At 41.0% G+C, this 13,642-nt stretch carries 12 protein-coding genes; 8 read left to right on the top strand and 4 right to left on the bottom strand.

The window, feature by feature from the left end:
• Position 1: 1 nt before the first annotated feature.
• The 8 genes from I6H78_RS04235 to I6H78_RS04200 all read left to right on the top strand — a co-directional run bounded on the left by I6H78_RS04235 (position 2) and on the right by I6H78_RS04200 (position 9,667).
• The gene (locus I6H78_RS04235; protein WP_198460177.1) at positions 2 to 1,312 is read left to right on the top strand and encodes a DUF262 domain-containing protein; all 1,311 of its coding nucleotides are present in this window, start codon (positions 2 to 4) and stop codon (positions 1,310 to 1,312) included.
• Positions 1,306 to 3,144 (top strand): GmrSD restriction endonuclease domain-containing protein, encoded by a 1,839-nt coding sequence (locus I6H78_RS04230; protein WP_198460176.1) that lies wholly within the window; start codon positions 1,306 to 1,308, stop codon positions 3,142 to 3,144. Before I6H78_RS04235 ends, I6H78_RS04230 begins: the two co-directional genes overlap by 7 nt.
• 73 nt (positions 3,145 to 3,217) lie before the next feature.
• A complete protein-coding gene (locus tag I6H78_RS04225; protein WP_125394899.1) occupies positions 3,218 to 3,370 on the top strand; it encodes a hypothetical protein in 153 nt (50 codons plus the stop codon).
• Between the two features lie 21 nt (positions 3,371 to 3,391).
• Entirely contained in the window at positions 3,392 to 4,633 is a 1,242-nt protein-coding gene (locus tag I6H78_RS04220; RefSeq protein ID WP_198460175.1) for an aminopeptidase, read from the top strand.
• 9 nt (positions 4,634 to 4,642) lie between these two features.
• Positions 4,643 to 4,873 carry a GlsB/YeaQ/YmgE family stress response membrane protein gene (locus I6H78_RS04215; RefSeq protein ID WP_198460174.1) on the top strand — a complete coding sequence of 77 codons (231 nt, stop codon included), beginning with the start codon at positions 4,643 to 4,645 and terminating at the stop codon, positions 4,871 to 4,873.
• Between the two features lie 232 nt (positions 4,874 to 5,105).
• A complete protein-coding gene (locus I6H78_RS04210) occupies positions 5,106 to 5,828 on the top strand; it encodes a pseudouridine synthase (protein ID WP_198460173.1) in 723 nt (240 codons plus the stop codon).
• A gap of 110 nt (positions 5,829 to 5,938) precedes the next feature.
• A complete protein-coding gene (gene pepC / locus I6H78_RS04205) occupies positions 5,939 to 7,273 on the top strand; it encodes an aminopeptidase C (RefSeq protein ID WP_198460172.1) in 1,335 nt (444 codons plus the stop codon).
• 165 nt (positions 7,274 to 7,438) lie between these two features.
• Complete coding sequence (locus tag I6H78_RS04200; RefSeq protein WP_198460171.1) at positions 7,439 to 9,667, top strand: HAD-IC family P-type ATPase; 2,229 nt, start codon at positions 7,439 to 7,441, stop codon at positions 9,665 to 9,667.
• Positions 9,668 to 9,723: 56 nt separating this feature from the next.
• Here the strand turns inward: I6H78_RS04200 and I6H78_RS04195 are convergent, their stop codons facing one another.
• The 4 genes from I6H78_RS04195 to I6H78_RS04180 all read right to left on the bottom strand — a co-directional run bounded on the left by I6H78_RS04195 (position 9,724) and on the right by I6H78_RS04180 (position 13,623).
• Positions 9,724 to 10,635 carry a PTS system mannose/fructose/sorbose family transporter subunit IID gene (locus tag I6H78_RS04195; protein WP_000818316.1) on the bottom strand — a complete coding sequence of 304 codons (912 nt, stop codon included), beginning with the start codon at positions 10,633 to 10,635 and terminating at the stop codon, positions 9,724 to 9,726.
• A gap of 14 nt (positions 10,636 to 10,649) precedes the next feature.
• Entirely contained in the window at positions 10,650 to 11,462 is an 813-nt protein-coding gene (locus I6H78_RS04190; protein WP_001280326.1) for a PTS mannose/fructose/sorbose transporter subunit IIC, read from the bottom strand.
• A gap of 74 nt (positions 11,463 to 11,536) precedes the next feature.
• The gene (locus I6H78_RS04185) at positions 11,537 to 12,526 is read right to left on the bottom strand and encodes a PTS sugar transporter subunit IIB (protein WP_198460225.1); all 990 of its coding nucleotides are present in this window, start codon (positions 12,524 to 12,526) and stop codon (positions 11,537 to 11,539) included.
• A gap of 284 nt (positions 12,527 to 12,810) precedes the next feature.
• Entirely contained in the window at positions 12,811 to 13,623 is an 813-nt protein-coding gene (locus tag I6H78_RS04180; protein WP_044020159.1) for a Cof-type HAD-IIB family hydrolase, read from the bottom strand.
• Positions 13,624 to 13,642 lie beyond the last annotated feature (19 nt).

Here is a 13,642-nt window from a genome sequence, read left to right as displayed (position 1 = left end):
AATGAGTATTCAATTTACTTCTAAAAAGGTTGAAGAACTATTGAAAGAAGAGGATTTGCGGATTCCTTCTTATCAAAGACCTTATAAGTGGAACAGAAAGCATATCCGTAATCTTTTTTATGATTTACGAGATGCTATGGGGAAAAAGGAATATCAGATTGGCTCCGTTATCTTGCATGAGAATGATGGACACTTAGATATTGTCGATGGACAGCAACGGCTAATTTCAATTTCCTTGTTTCTTCATTTATTAGATGATTTAGAGAATTATAAGGGTGCTAATCAACTGTTGAGTGCTGAATTTGGAGAGATATCTTGCTATCATGCGAGTGAAAATTATAATGAGTGGGAAAATTTGATTCAATTGGTTGGCGAAAACCAGGCAAAAGATATTTGCAACTTTTTATTGGGAAACTGTTCTGTCTCCGTGATTACTATGCCACAGGAACGATTATCAGAGGCCTTTCAGTTATTTGATTCTCAGAATAATCGTGGAAAATCTTTAGAACCTCATGATTTGCTCAAGGCCTATCATCTTCGCAAGCAAGATTCCGAAGATGAAAGGATTGTTGAAAAGTGGGAGCAATTTGTAGAGGATAAAGAGTTAAGTCTCAAAGAGTTGTTTGATAAACATCTTTTTCGTATGAGACGTTGGTCGCGAGGAGAGACAGGATTAACAAACAAGCGTTATGGCTCTTATCTCCGTTTTACAGAGGATTTTATTGACGACTTTAAAGGCGTTGATTTGAATCAGAACTTTCCATACCTAGAATTGTATCGTCATATTGAAAAACTCCCTATGTCAATTACTATGCCAATAATTGATGGAAGTAAATTTTTTGAGTATATTGAATCTTCTCATGAAACTATTAAAGTTCATAAAAATTTTTTAAATAAAAAGTTTGGAGTCTCTAATGAGTTAGAGGAAGAAGAACAAAATTTAGCTTACCCAGAAGGTATGATAAACATTTACAATAGCTCAAAGGGTCGCTATCTCAAGTGTCACAATATATTCCTAAATATTTGCTCGCTTTTCGCAGATAGATTTGGGAAAGATGAGCTATCAAAAGAGATAGTAGAGACCTTGTTTATTTGGTCTTATTACCCTCGAGTTAAGTCTAAAGCCATATATGATGCAACTGTTGGAAACTATGTTGCTGGTGGAAGGTTTAGACAAAAAGAGGTTCAAAAGCTATTTCAACTTTTATCTCATGCTGTCACTCCAAATGATTTCATGATCAAGATAGATAGAGAGTTATTTGAAAATTATACTGTGGACAAGATTATAGAAGTGGAAAAAGATAAATGGTAGAAACACATATAAGCTTATCAGTTAATCGTTTGTTAAATGAAGATACCTATGCCATTCCTCTTTATCAGAGAAATTTTGCCTGGACTTATGATGAAATTGAGCAGTTATTGAACGATGTAGCAGATGCTTTTCAAGAAAATAGGGATAATTATTATATTGGAACATTAGTCGTTAATAAAGAGAATAACAATTTCAAAATCATAGATGGGCAACAACGGACAACAGCCCTTAATTTGATTGCCTTAGCTTTGAAGTATGAGTTTGGTTTTGATAGATTGAAAGCTATCAACCTTACCTTCCCAGCTAGGAAGAAATCAAATGAGAACATTCAAAAACTATTTACTAAGCAAAAAATCTCTGAGGACGATGAAAATGAATTAACTAGAGGTTACGGACATGCTAAAGACGCATTGAAAAAAGTGCTAGAGGAGCGCCACCTTAATCCTCAATCTTTCGTTGATTATCTTTTTGATAAAGTTATTATTTTTCGGAGTATACTTCCTGAAGATTTAGACTTAAATCTTTATTTCGAACGTTTCAACTCTCGTGGAGAACAACTAGAGGCTCATGAGATTCTTAAGGCGCAAATGATGGCCAAGTTTGGTGCAGATCAAGAAATGGCACAAAAATTTGCAAGGATTTGGGATGCCTGTGCAGAGTTTGATAAGCCGGTAATAAAAACTTTTCAAATCCGAAGTAGACCAAACAATACTGATGAAGAGGGGGAGAAAATTTTTGGTAAAGAATTTACTAACTTCAAATTGGAAAGTGTATTTGAGAAAATAAGAGTAAAAAAAATTGAGCAACGAAGTTTACTAGATGCAATTACTCAGACAAAATATGAAAGTAGTAGCTTAGTAAATAATGGAGCAGATATTTCAAATTGCACGACTGTAATTGATTTTCCAACATTTTTACTTCAAGTTTTTTTCATCATGGAAGGAAATGACGAAACTACATTTGATGATAAAAAATTATTGAAAATTTTTGAAATTGAACGACGAGATAGAGAATGGGTCCAACAATTTGGGCAACTACTTCTGACTATGAAGCATATATTTGATACGCTTATCGTAAAAAATGTCCAATTAGAAAATGAAACTGAATGGCAAATCAAGCGCGCTCAGTATGAGACATATAAACGAAATGAAAATGGAGGATGGAAATATGTTCGAATTAGTTTTCAAAATAATTTAAACAAAAACATCATTCTTCTCCAATCCATGTTTGCTGTGACCTTTACTGCTAATCGTGATAGTCGTTGGTTATATGAAATCTTGCAATTCCTCTTTAACCATATTGAAGAGTTAAATCAAACAGAATTTGCTAGTCAGTTTAAGGATTCTCTTGAAAAAATGGCAGTGAGATATGCTGAGGAAAGATTGTTTACCGAAGATAAAAGTATCAAAAAATATGGGGCAATTCCTGTTTATGCTTTTAACTTTGTAGATTATGTTTTATGGAAAAATCGTGAAGAATTGAAGAAAGATTACGATATTGAGTTTAAAGATTTTAAATTTGCTTATCGTCGCTCCGTAGAACATTGGTTTCCACAACATCCAAATAGTGATGAAAGAGTTGAAAAGATTGATGATAAATTTTTGCACTCTTTTGGAAATCTTTGTATCATTACAGATAGTCAAAATTCGAAGTTTGGAAATTTAGTTCCAAGTGCAAAGTATAAACAGTGGGAAGGAATTTTCAATCGCCAGAGTTTAAAATTACAGATGATGGCAGACGTAACAGTAAAAAATGATAAATGGAGTGTTCGTGAGATTCAATCTATGGAAAAAGAAGTGGAAAGATATGTACACGACTTTTGTTTTAGTTAATTAAAAACAAGCCTAATAAAGCTTGTTTTTAAATTTATATCATATGTGATATACTAGTAACGGAGGATATTTCATGAAACTAAGAATTTTTGCGGAAGATAAACCAGCTGAAAAGGTTTTTGATTATCAGCTAGAGCTGGCAGATGAAACAATTATCCTATCGACATCGCTCTTGTCTGGTGCCATTGCTTTAGCAGGATTATTTTCTGCTTTGAAGGAAAAATAACAAAAGAAAAGGAAAAACAAAATGGTTTTACCAAATTTTAAAGAAAATCTAGAAAAATATGCGAAATTGTTGGTTGCGAACGGAATTAATGTGCAACCTGGTCACACCTTGACTCTCTCTATCGATGTGGAGCAACGTGAGTTGGCACATTTGATCGTTAAGGAAGCTTATGCTTTGGGTGCGCATGAGGTTATCGTTCAGTGGACAGATGATGTCATCAACCGTGAGAAATTCCTCCATGCTCCGATGGAGCGTCTGGATAATGTGCCAGAATACAAGATTGCTGAGATGAATTACCTTCTTGAAAATAAAGCAAGTCGTCTCGGTGTTCGTTCTTCTGATCCAGGGGCCTTGAACGGTGTGGACGCTGACAAGCTTTCAGCTTCTGCAAAAGCTATGGGACTTGCGATGAAGCCAATGCGTATCGCAACGCAGTCCAACAAGGTTAGCTGGACTGTAGCAGCCGCTGCTGGACTTGAGTGGGCTAAGAAAGTCTTTCCAAATGCTGCAAGCGATGAAGAAGCAGTGGATCTCCTTTGGGACCAAATCTTCAAAACTTGCCGTGTCTACGAAGAAGATCCAGTTAAGGCTTGGGAAGAACATGCAGCAATCCTTAAGAGCAAGGCGGAAATGCTTAATAAAGAACAATTTTCAGCCCTTCACTACACAGCTCCAGGGACAGATTTGATACTTGGCTTGCCAAAGAACCACGTTTGGGAATCAGCTGGTGCTATCAATGCACAGGGCGAAGGATTCTTGCCAAATATGCCAACAGAAGAAGTCTTTACAGCGCCTGACTTCCGTCGTGCAGATGGCTATGTAACCTCTACAAAACCACTTAGCTACAACGGAAATATCATCGAAGGCATTAAAGTAACCTTCAAGGATGGTCAAATCGTAGACATTACTGCTGAAAAGGGTGATCAGGTCATGAAGGACCTTGTCTTTGAAAATGCGGGTGCGCGTGCCTTGGGTGAATGTGCCTTGGTACCAGATCCAAGCCCAATTTCTCAGTCAGGCATTACCTTCTTTAACACGCTTTTCGATGAGAATGCTTCAAACCACTTGGCTATCGGTGCGGCCTATGCGACCAGCGTCGTTGGTGGGGCAGAGATGAGCGAAGAAGAGCTTGAAGCTGCAGGACTGAACCGTTCAGATGTTCACGTGGATTTTATGATTGGTTCGAATCAAATGGATATCGATGGTATCCGTGAGGATGGAACACGCGTACCACTCTTCCGTAATGGAGATTGGGCAAATTAAGGAGAAGCTATGATTGGAAGCATGTTTGTCGGTCTTTTAATCGGACTATTAGCTGGAGCTATCACAAATCGTGGAGAACGTATGGGATGCTTTGGGAAGATGTTCCTCGGTTGGATTGGTGCCTTTTTAGGACAATTACTCTTTGGTTCTTGGGGGCCAAGTCTAAACGGTACAGCCATTATTCCAGCGGTTCTCGGTGCTATGATTGTATTAGCTATTTTCTGGAGACGAGGAAGCTAATTTCTTAAATCTGATACTCAATGAAAATCAAAGAGCAAACTAGGAAACTAGCCGCAGGCTGCTCAAAGCACTGCTTTGCGGTTATAGATAGAACTGACGAAGTCAGCTCAAAACACTGTTTTGAGGCTGCAGATGGAAGTTGACGCGGTTTGAAGAGATTTTTGAAGAGTATGAAACGAAAAGGAGGTTGGTCATTGTACCAGCCTCCTTTTAAGTATGATATAATAGTTCTATGAGATTAGATAAATTTTTAGTTGCCTGCGCTGTAGGGAGTCGGACGGAGGTCAAAAATCTTCTGAAGGCTGGGCGGGTGACGGTAAATGGTAAAAAAGAAAAGTCAGCTAAATTGCAAATTGATGAAGAAAGAGATGAGATTCGCTTTGATGGGCAAGTGTTGGAGTATGAAGAGTTTGTCTACTACATGATGAACAAGCCCCAAGGAGTTATTTCAGCGACTGAGGATCCCAAGCACAGAACGGTTCTAGACTTGCTGGATGACTTGGCGCGGACCAAGGAAGTTTTCCCAGTAGGGCGACTGGATATCGACACGCATGGCCTTTTGCTCTTGACTAATGATGGCCAGCTTGCCCATGCTTTGCTTTCACCAAAACGTCATGTGAACAAGACCTATCTGGCACAAGTCGAGGGAATTATGACTCAAGAAGATGTGGAAACATTTGCCAAGGGAATTCCGCTCAAGGACTTTACCTGCCAACCTGCTAAACTGGAGCTTGTATCTATTGATTCAGAAAAGAATCAAAGTCTGGTTCGCGCGACCATTGCTGAAGGGAAGTTCCATCAAGTCAAGCGTATGGTGGCCTACTGTGGCAAGGAAGTGGTGGACCTGCAACGTTTGACGATGGGAACGTTAGCCTTGGATGAGAACTTAGAACGAGGAGAATGGCGTCGCCTGACCAAGGAGGAGTTAGAGGAGCTCCTTGCTAGTATTGCTTAGTTTGGATTATGTTAGAAAAGGTGAGGAGAATGTCCTTGCCTTTTTAAGTTTTTCGGTTGCTTCATTTGTGAAAAGAGTTATAATAGACAGTAGAATAAAAGGAGGAATCTATGAACGCGATTCAAGAATCATTTACAGATAAACTTTTTGCCAACTATGAAGCAAATGTCAAATACCAAGCGATCGAAAATGCTGCCAGCCATAACGGAATTTTTGCAGCCCTAGAACGTCGCCAAAGCCATGTAGACAATACACCTGTTTTCTCATTGGATTTGACCAAGGACAAGGTTACTAACCAGAAAGCCTCTGGTCGTTGCTGGATGTTTGCAGCTCTCAACACCTTCCGCCACAAACTCATCTCTCAATACAAACTGGAAAACTTTGAGTTGTCACAAGCCCACACTTTCTTCTGGGACAAGTACGAGAAATCCAACTGGTTCTTGGAGCAAGTGATTGCGACTGCAGACCAAGACTTGACGAGCCGCAAGGTTAGCTTCCTACTCCAAACACCTCAACAAGATGGTGGTCAATGGGATATGGTCGTTGCCCTCTTTGTGAAATATGGTGTCGTTCCCAAGTCTGTTTATCCTGAGTCAGTTTCTTCTAGCAGCAGCCGTGAGCTTAATGCAATTCTTAACAAATTGCTCCGCCAAGATGCCCAAATCTTGCGTGACTTGCTTGCTTCTGGTGCAGACCAAGCGACTGTTCAAGCTAAGAAAGAAGACCTCTTGCAAGAAATCTTTAACTTCCTTGCTATGTCACTAGGGCTTCCACCACGTAAATTTGACTTTGCTTATCGCGATAAGGATGATAACTACCAAAGTGAAAAAGGAATCACACCACAGGAATTTTACAAGAAATATGTCAATCTTCCTCTAGAAGACTATGTTTCTGTTATCAATGCTCCAACTGCTGACAAGCCTTACGGCAAATCTTACACAGTTGAGATGTTGGGAAATGTGGTTGGTAGCCGTGCAGTTCGCTACATCAACGTTCCTATGGAGCGCTTGAAAGAATTGGCGATTGCCCAAATGCAAACAGGTGAGACTGTTTGGTTTGGTTCAGATGTCGGCCAGCTTAGCAACCGCAAAGCTGGAATCCTTGCGACAGATGTTTATGACTTTGAATCAAGTATGGATATTCAACTCACTCAAGACAAGGCTGGACGTTTGGACTACAGCGAAAGCTTGATGACTCACGCCATGGTCTTGACAGGTGTGGACTTGGACGAAAATGGCAAGTCAACCAAGTGGAAGGTTGAAAACTCTTGGGGAGATAAGGTTGGTACAGATGGGTACTTTGTTGCCTCAGATGCTTGGATGGACGAATACACTTACCAAATCGTTGTCCGTAAGGAATTGCTGACAGCAGAAGAACGAGCTGCCTATGAAGCAGAACCAATCGTACTTGCACCATGGGATCCAATGGGAGCCTTGGCAGAATAAAGCATAGAGAAAAGAGGCTAGGGAAATCCTAGCTTCTTTTTCAAGTCCTTCTTAAAGTAGCGATAGATGATGCTTGCCAATGGACTTCCTCATATTTTGAGTCTTTAAATGACAGAGAAAAGGATATGTGTTACTATAGTAGTACAAAAGGATATCGGAGTAGAAATGAAGTATTTAAGCAGCCAAGACATCAAAGATTGTCAACGAAACATCAGCGACATTAAACCTTACAAAACAACCAAGGAAATTGTCGTTTCAAATATCTTTACCTTCTTTAATGCCATGAACTTGGCTCTGGCAGTTCTGGTAGCCACAACCTTGCGATTTGAAAATATGCTCTTTTTAGGTGTGATTGCTATCAATACAGCTATTGGGATTTTCCAAGAAGTGCGTTCAAAAAATGCCTTGGAAAAGCTAAGTTTGCTTGGTAAAAGTAAGTACAAAGTCAATCGAGATGGTCAAACGATCGAGATTGATCCAGAGGACATCGTTCTGGATGAGTATCTGCATCTCAATCTGGGGGATCAGGTGCCTGTAGATGCAGAAGTTCTTGAAGGAAATATTGAAGTGGATGAGTCTTTGCTGACGGGTGAGAGTGATTCGATCTTTAAAACGGTTGGTGACAAGCTGATGAGCGGAAGCAATGTCGTCAGTGGCACGTGTCTGGTCACAGCGACGGCTGTGGGGCAGGATAGTTATATCAACAAACTCGCAAAATCCAGCAAAGAATTCAAAAAATACCCATCTCAACTGCGCGATTACATGGATAAGATTTTAAAAATCGTCTCTATCTTGCTGGTACCAGTTGCCATTCTGCTCTATGTCAGAGGTTTTAGTCTAGGATGGTCTTATGTTGAGATTGTTTTAGGAAGTTCAGGTGCCTTGGTCGGCATGATTCCAGAGGGCTTGATTCTCCTGGTCAGTGTATCCCTTGCGGTAGCGGCCATGAAGCTAGCTAAAAAGAAGGTTCTAGTGCAGGAGCTATACTGTGTAGAGACCTTGGCGCGAGTAGATGTTCTTTGTTTTGATAAGACAGGTACCATCACAACGGGGAATATGAAGGTCCAAGAAATAGATGCGAAGCTGGCAGAGAAACTGTCTTCTTATCTGGCCTATTTCGAGGATGAAAATGCAACTTCGCGCGCTCTGAAGACTTACTTAACCTGTGAGAAAAAGTGGGAAGTTCAAGAAGTCGGTGCCTTTTCAAGCAAAAACAAGTATTCCTTTGTTCAAGTAAAAGAGGGTGGAACCTATTTCTTCGGAGCCTATGAATTTCTAGGCTTTACCCAGCCGATGGATGCCTACTATGAACATCTGAAACAGCAAGGTTTTCGAATCTTGACACTCGCTCATAGCAAGGACCAGATCACGAGTCCAGCCAATATGGAACTACTGGGGCACATCGTCCTGTCAGATGAAGTTAAGGACAATACCAAGGAAACCTTTGACTATTTCGAATCTCAAGGTGTTGAAGTGAAGATTATCAGTGGTGATAATCATGTGGCTGTATATGGGGTGGCTCGTAAGGCAGGTTTTAAGGAAGAAGCCCGTGCGATTGATATGACTAAGGTGAGTGAACAAGATTTTGAAAGAGTGGTCTTGGAACATGATATCTTTGGTCGGGTGACACCTGAACAGAAAGAAAAGATGGTGACCGTTTTGCAAAATGCTGGTAAAACAGTTGCCATGAGTGGTGACGGGGTCAATGATGTTCTGGCTCTCAAGAAAGCAGATATCAGCTTTGCTATGAATGGTGCTACGAGTGCAGCCAAAAGTGTATCCAATATTGTTTTTCTGACAGATGACTTTGCAGTATTTTATGATATCTTGATGGAAGGTCGCCGGGTCATCAATAACATCCAAAAGGTAGCCTCTCTCTTTCTGACAAAGACCTTCTTCTCCATCGTGTTTGCCATTTTGAGTGTGGTATTTGGTTTGGAATTTGCCTTTATCCCCATTCAGTTTACAATCATTTCAGCCATTACGATTGGGATTCCATCTTTCTTCCTAACTTTTGAGTCCAATAAAGAAAAGGTCAGCACACATTTTATGCGAGATATTTTGACCAATGCTGCGATTGGGGGTGGCATTCTAGTCGCTAGTGTACTCTTGACGAACTTCTTTATCACTGTCCATGGTCAGGTCAAATTTATTTGCTTCCTCCTTGCTTTGTTCAATGGTCTGTGTCTGGTTGCCAAGGTCAGCCTGCCATTTAATCGATACAAACTAGTCTTGCTCATACTTTTGAGCCTTGCAGCCCTTGTTGGAGTGCTTGTCAATACCTTTATCCTGCAAGGAGCGTATGTGCCTTTAGAAACCACCCAAGTCGTCTATGTAGCCATCCTAGCAGTGGTGATTGGAGGCTTGCATTATCTGACTAGAAGAAAAAGTTGATACACAAAAAGAATCAGGTTTATTACCTGATTCTTTTTATTTATATTCTCGATGGTTTACATGATACCGAAGAAACGAGCTGCAATACCTACTGCAAAGAGAGCAAGGATGATTGCGATTGGTGATACTTTTTTCTTAAGCAACCACATGCAGAGGAAAGTAAGGAGAAGTCCCATCAATCCTGGAATCAATGAGTTCAACTGACCTTGAAGTGTTTGTGGTTGAACGCTATCCAAGCTCAAACCACTAAGAGCCTGACCAAGGATTCCCTTCAATTCTCCACCTGTTACAGCGCCTTCTGGGAAGTTGATATAAGCACCTTCAGCCAATTGTTTACCTGGAAGGTTCACAGTAAAGTTGATAGATACCCAACGCTGTACAAGAACGGCAAGGATGAACATACCAAGGATAGATGCTCCTTTGGTGATGTCTTTTAAGATACCACCAGACATGTCTTTAGTGATTTCAGATCCAGCTTTGTAACCGAACTCTTGTGTATACCATAGGAAGGCCATACGGATAGCATTCCATCCAAAGAAGAAGAGAAGGGGACCAACAATGTTACCAGATGCAGCAAGTGATGCACCAAGGGCTCCAAGGATAGGACGAACTGTAAACCAGAATACTGGGTCACCGATACCAGCAAGAGGTCCCATCATACCGATTTTAACCCCTTGGATAGCCGCGTCGTCGATTTCAACACCGTTAGCGCGCTCTTCTTCAAGTGCAAGAGTAACCCCCATGATTGGAGCCGCGACGTATGGGTGAGTGTTGAAGAACTCAAGGTGACGCTCAAGAGCAGCCGCTTGGTCTTCTTTTTTAGTGTACAATTTTTTGATAGCTGGGATCAAAGAGTAAGCCCAACCCAAGTTTTGCATACGTTCATAGTTCCAAGAACCTTGAAGGAATTGTGAACGCCACCAAACTTTTTGACGATCTGATTTTGATAATTGAATTTTTTCAGCCATGATTGTTCCCCTTTCTAGTAGTCTTCTAGGATATCACCGATTGGGTCGTTAGAAGTCGCAGCTCCGCCGCCACCGTTACCACCTTGTTTTGTAAGGTTAAGGTAGATGAAGGCAAGGGCAACACCGATGACACCAAGGGCAATCAAAGTCAATTGAGAGATTGCTGCAAGAGCAAAACCGATAGCGAAGAATGGCCATACTTCACGAGTTGCCATCATGTTGATAACCATAGCGTAACCAACGGCAACGACCATAGCACCACCGACAGCCATACCACCATTCAACCATTCTGGCATTAGGCCAAGAGCGTCTTGAACAGCAGAAGCAGGGATAGCGATAAGGAAGGCTGCAGGGATAGCGATACGAAGACCTTGAAGAACAAGGGCAAAGTAGTGAGCGCGTTCAACAGCCGCAATGTTTCCTTCTTTTGCAGCTGCGTCAGCTGAGTGAACCAAGGCAACTGAGATTGTACGAACAATCATTGTCAAGAAAAGTCCAGCTACAGCAAGAGGGATAGCTGTGGCTGTTGCGACGGCGATACCTTCAGTAGTAAAGTTACCACCTTTGATCAAGATGATCGCTGCGGCAACAGATGCAAGAGCAGCGTCAGGAGCTACGGCAGCTCCGATGTTAGCCCAACCAAGGGCGATCATTTGAAGAGATCCACCAAGCATAACACCTGCTTCGAGGTTACCTGTTACAAGTCCGATAAGGGTACATGCGACGATTGGTTGATGGAATTGGAATTGGTCGAGGATACCTTCAAGACCTGCAAGGAAGGCAACAACTACAACCAAGATAGCAGAAATGATTGAAATATCTGACATGGTTTTATTCCTTTTCTATTTAGTTTTAATAAAGTACTTAATCCTGTTTTCAAAAATGATAAAACAGATTAAAATTATTGGACGTTTGCTTTCTTAATCAAGTCAAACAAATCTTTTTTCGTGTCGTTTGGTACTTTACGTACGTCAAATTCAACACCGAGGTCACGCATTTTTTCAAAGGTTGCAACGTCTTCTTTGTCCATAGACAAAACGTTGTTAATCATTGTTTTACCTGTTGAGTGAGCCATAGAACCAACGTTAAGGGTCTTGATTGGCACGCCACCTTCGATGGCACGAAGGGCATCTTGTGGAGTTTCAAACAAGATAAGGGCATGAGTTTCGCCGAAACGTGGGTCTTTTGCAACGTCGATCAATTTTTGAATTGGGACAACGTTGGCTTTTACTCCGTTAGGAGCAGCTTGTTTGATCAATTCTTTACGCAAATCGTCGTTTGCAACGTTGTCTGAAGCAACGATAATACGATCCGCTTTTGAATCTGGAGTCCAAGCAGTGGCAACCTGACCGTGAAGGAGACGAGTGTCTAGACGAGCAAGGTTGATTTTCAGTTTACCATCACCGATAACTGTTCCTTCTGGAATAGCAGCTTGGGCAACTGGAGCAGCTGCAGCACTTGCAACTTCCTCAACTGGGTTAAGCTCTTCTGGAAGAGCCTTGATGCCATCTTTGGCTTCTTTAATGATATTCGCAGCGACTTTATCCACACCTGCATTCGCGTCCATAAAGCGCTCTGTGTAGGCTTGGATCAACATCGGCAAGTTCAGTCCTGTGATGATGGCAAACTTACGTTCTGGATTTTCTCCCATCACGCGGCTAGCTTGGTTGAATGGAGATCCACTCCAAAGGTCAGCCAATACTAGAACCTCATCTTCTGCGTCAAATGCAGCCACAGCGTTGTTGAATTTAGCGTAAAGGTCATCTGGACCTTCATTTGGCATAAAGGTTACAACTTGAACCTTTTCTTGTTCACCAAAGATCATGGATCCTGACTGATGAATACCCGCAGCAAATTCGCCGTGGCTCGCAATAATGATTCCGATACTCATTATTGTCATTCCTCCTTATAAAATGTTTGACTGTGTGTTTAAGAAAACTTTAAGCCTAACTTTAAGTATAAACCGTTTTCATATAAAAATCAACTACTTTTTCTAAAAAGGTGTAAAAATTTTCATAGAATGACTTTTTAAAAATGTTAACATATCAATACTTTTTAGAAAGATGTATGAAAATGGAAATAGAAAATTTAATATAAAAATACAAAAAATAAGCTGTCTTTATGAAAATAGAATGAAAACAAAAAGGAAAGATTGCAGGGTCGCAATCTTCCCTTTTATAGGAATAAATTTTGTAAAGCGTGGGCAACTCCATCTTCTTCGTTGGTCAGAGGAAGTTGTTCGTCTGCATATGGAAGAAGAGCAGGATTGGCGTTTTTCATAGCATATCCCTTGCCTGCAAATGCCAACATTTCGGTGTCATTATGCTCATCACCAAAGGCGATTAAGTCTTTTTTATCACGATTCATCACATTGAGCAAGTACTCTAGAGCAAAGGCCTTGTTTACACCCTTGGGAGTACACTCGAGGATGTTGAGGGGCCCGCCCCAGGTATTGATAGCTAGTTGGTGCTGATAAAAACGATTCATCTCGTCCGCTAAAGCGTATTTATCTTCAGCCCTTGTTTGCAAGAGGATGCAGTTGGGATCTTTGGTTACTCGTTCGGGTTTGAATTGATTTTCCGGCCGGAAGTTCTCTACGCCAAATAGTTTAGGGTCTGCAATTTCTTCATTCGGAGTTGTGATATAGAATTTTTTTCGATATTCTCCTGCAATAAAATCAGCCTGGATGTCTTCCGTGCGCTTGACCATGTCTAGGAGGTATTTTTTGTCCAAGGTCAAGCACTTTTCATGCGCCCAAGCCTGTCCTGGTAGATGGGTAAGAGAGCCGTTAAAGTTAATCATGGGAGTATGCAATTCTAGCTCACGATAGAAATCTTTTGCCATACGATACGGACGGCCCGTCGTGATGATAACATGGTGCCCTTTTTCTGAAATTTTTTTGATCGTCTCTTTGGTGAAATCGGAGAGCTTGCTTTCACTATTTAACAGGGTTCCGTCCAAATCGACTGCGATAATTTTTTTAGTCATATAAACCTTCCTAGTCGTT

Origin of the sequence: Streptococcus oralis, from assembly GCF_016127915.1 — a bacterium.
Lineage (GTDB): Bacteria > Bacillota > Bacilli > Lactobacillales > Streptococcaceae > Streptococcus > Streptococcus oralis_BO.
This window is presented reverse-complemented; position numbering and strand designations above follow the sequence as displayed.

Excerpts from the sequence above, each read along its gene's own strand:
- I6H78_RS04235 (WP_198460177.1), top strand. The coding sequence starts at position 2 with ATGAGTATTCAATTTACTTCTAAAAAGGTTGAAGAACTATTGAAAGAA.
- I6H78_RS04230 (WP_198460176.1), top strand. The coding sequence starts at position 1,306 with ATGGTAGAAACACATATAAGCTTATCAGTTAATCGTTTGTTAAATGAA.
- I6H78_RS04225 (WP_125394899.1), top strand. The coding sequence starts at position 3,218 with ATGAAACTAAGAATTTTTGCGGAAGATAAACCAGCTGAAAAGGTTTTT.
- I6H78_RS04220 (WP_198460175.1), top strand. The coding sequence starts at position 3,392 with ATGGTTTTACCAAATTTTAAAGAAAATCTAGAAAAATATGCGAAATTG.
- I6H78_RS04215 (WP_198460174.1), top strand. The coding sequence starts at position 4,643 with ATGATTGGAAGCATGTTTGTCGGTCTTTTAATCGGACTATTAGCTGGA.
- I6H78_RS04210 (WP_198460173.1), top strand. The coding sequence starts at position 5,106 with ATGAGATTAGATAAATTTTTAGTTGCCTGCGCTGTAGGGAGTCGGACG.
- pepC (WP_198460172.1), top strand. The coding sequence starts at position 5,939 with ATGAACGCGATTCAAGAATCATTTACAGATAAACTTTTTGCCAACTAT.
- I6H78_RS04200 (WP_198460171.1), top strand. The coding sequence starts at position 7,439 with ATGAAGTATTTAAGCAGCCAAGACATCAAAGATTGTCAACGAAACATC.
- I6H78_RS04195 (WP_000818316.1), bottom strand. The coding sequence starts at position 10,635 with ATGGCTGAAAAAATTCAATTATCAAAATCAGATCGTCAAAAAGTTTGG.
- I6H78_RS04190 (WP_001280326.1), bottom strand. The coding sequence starts at position 11,462 with ATGTCAGATATTTCAATCATTTCTGCTATCTTGGTTGTAGTTGTTGCC.
- I6H78_RS04185 (WP_198460225.1), bottom strand. The coding sequence starts at position 12,526 with ATGAGTATCGGAATCATTATTGCGAGCCACGGCGAATTTGCTGCGGGT.
- I6H78_RS04180 (WP_044020159.1), bottom strand. The coding sequence starts at position 13,623 with ATGACTAAAAAAATTATCGCAGTCGATTTGGACGGAACCCTGTTAAAT.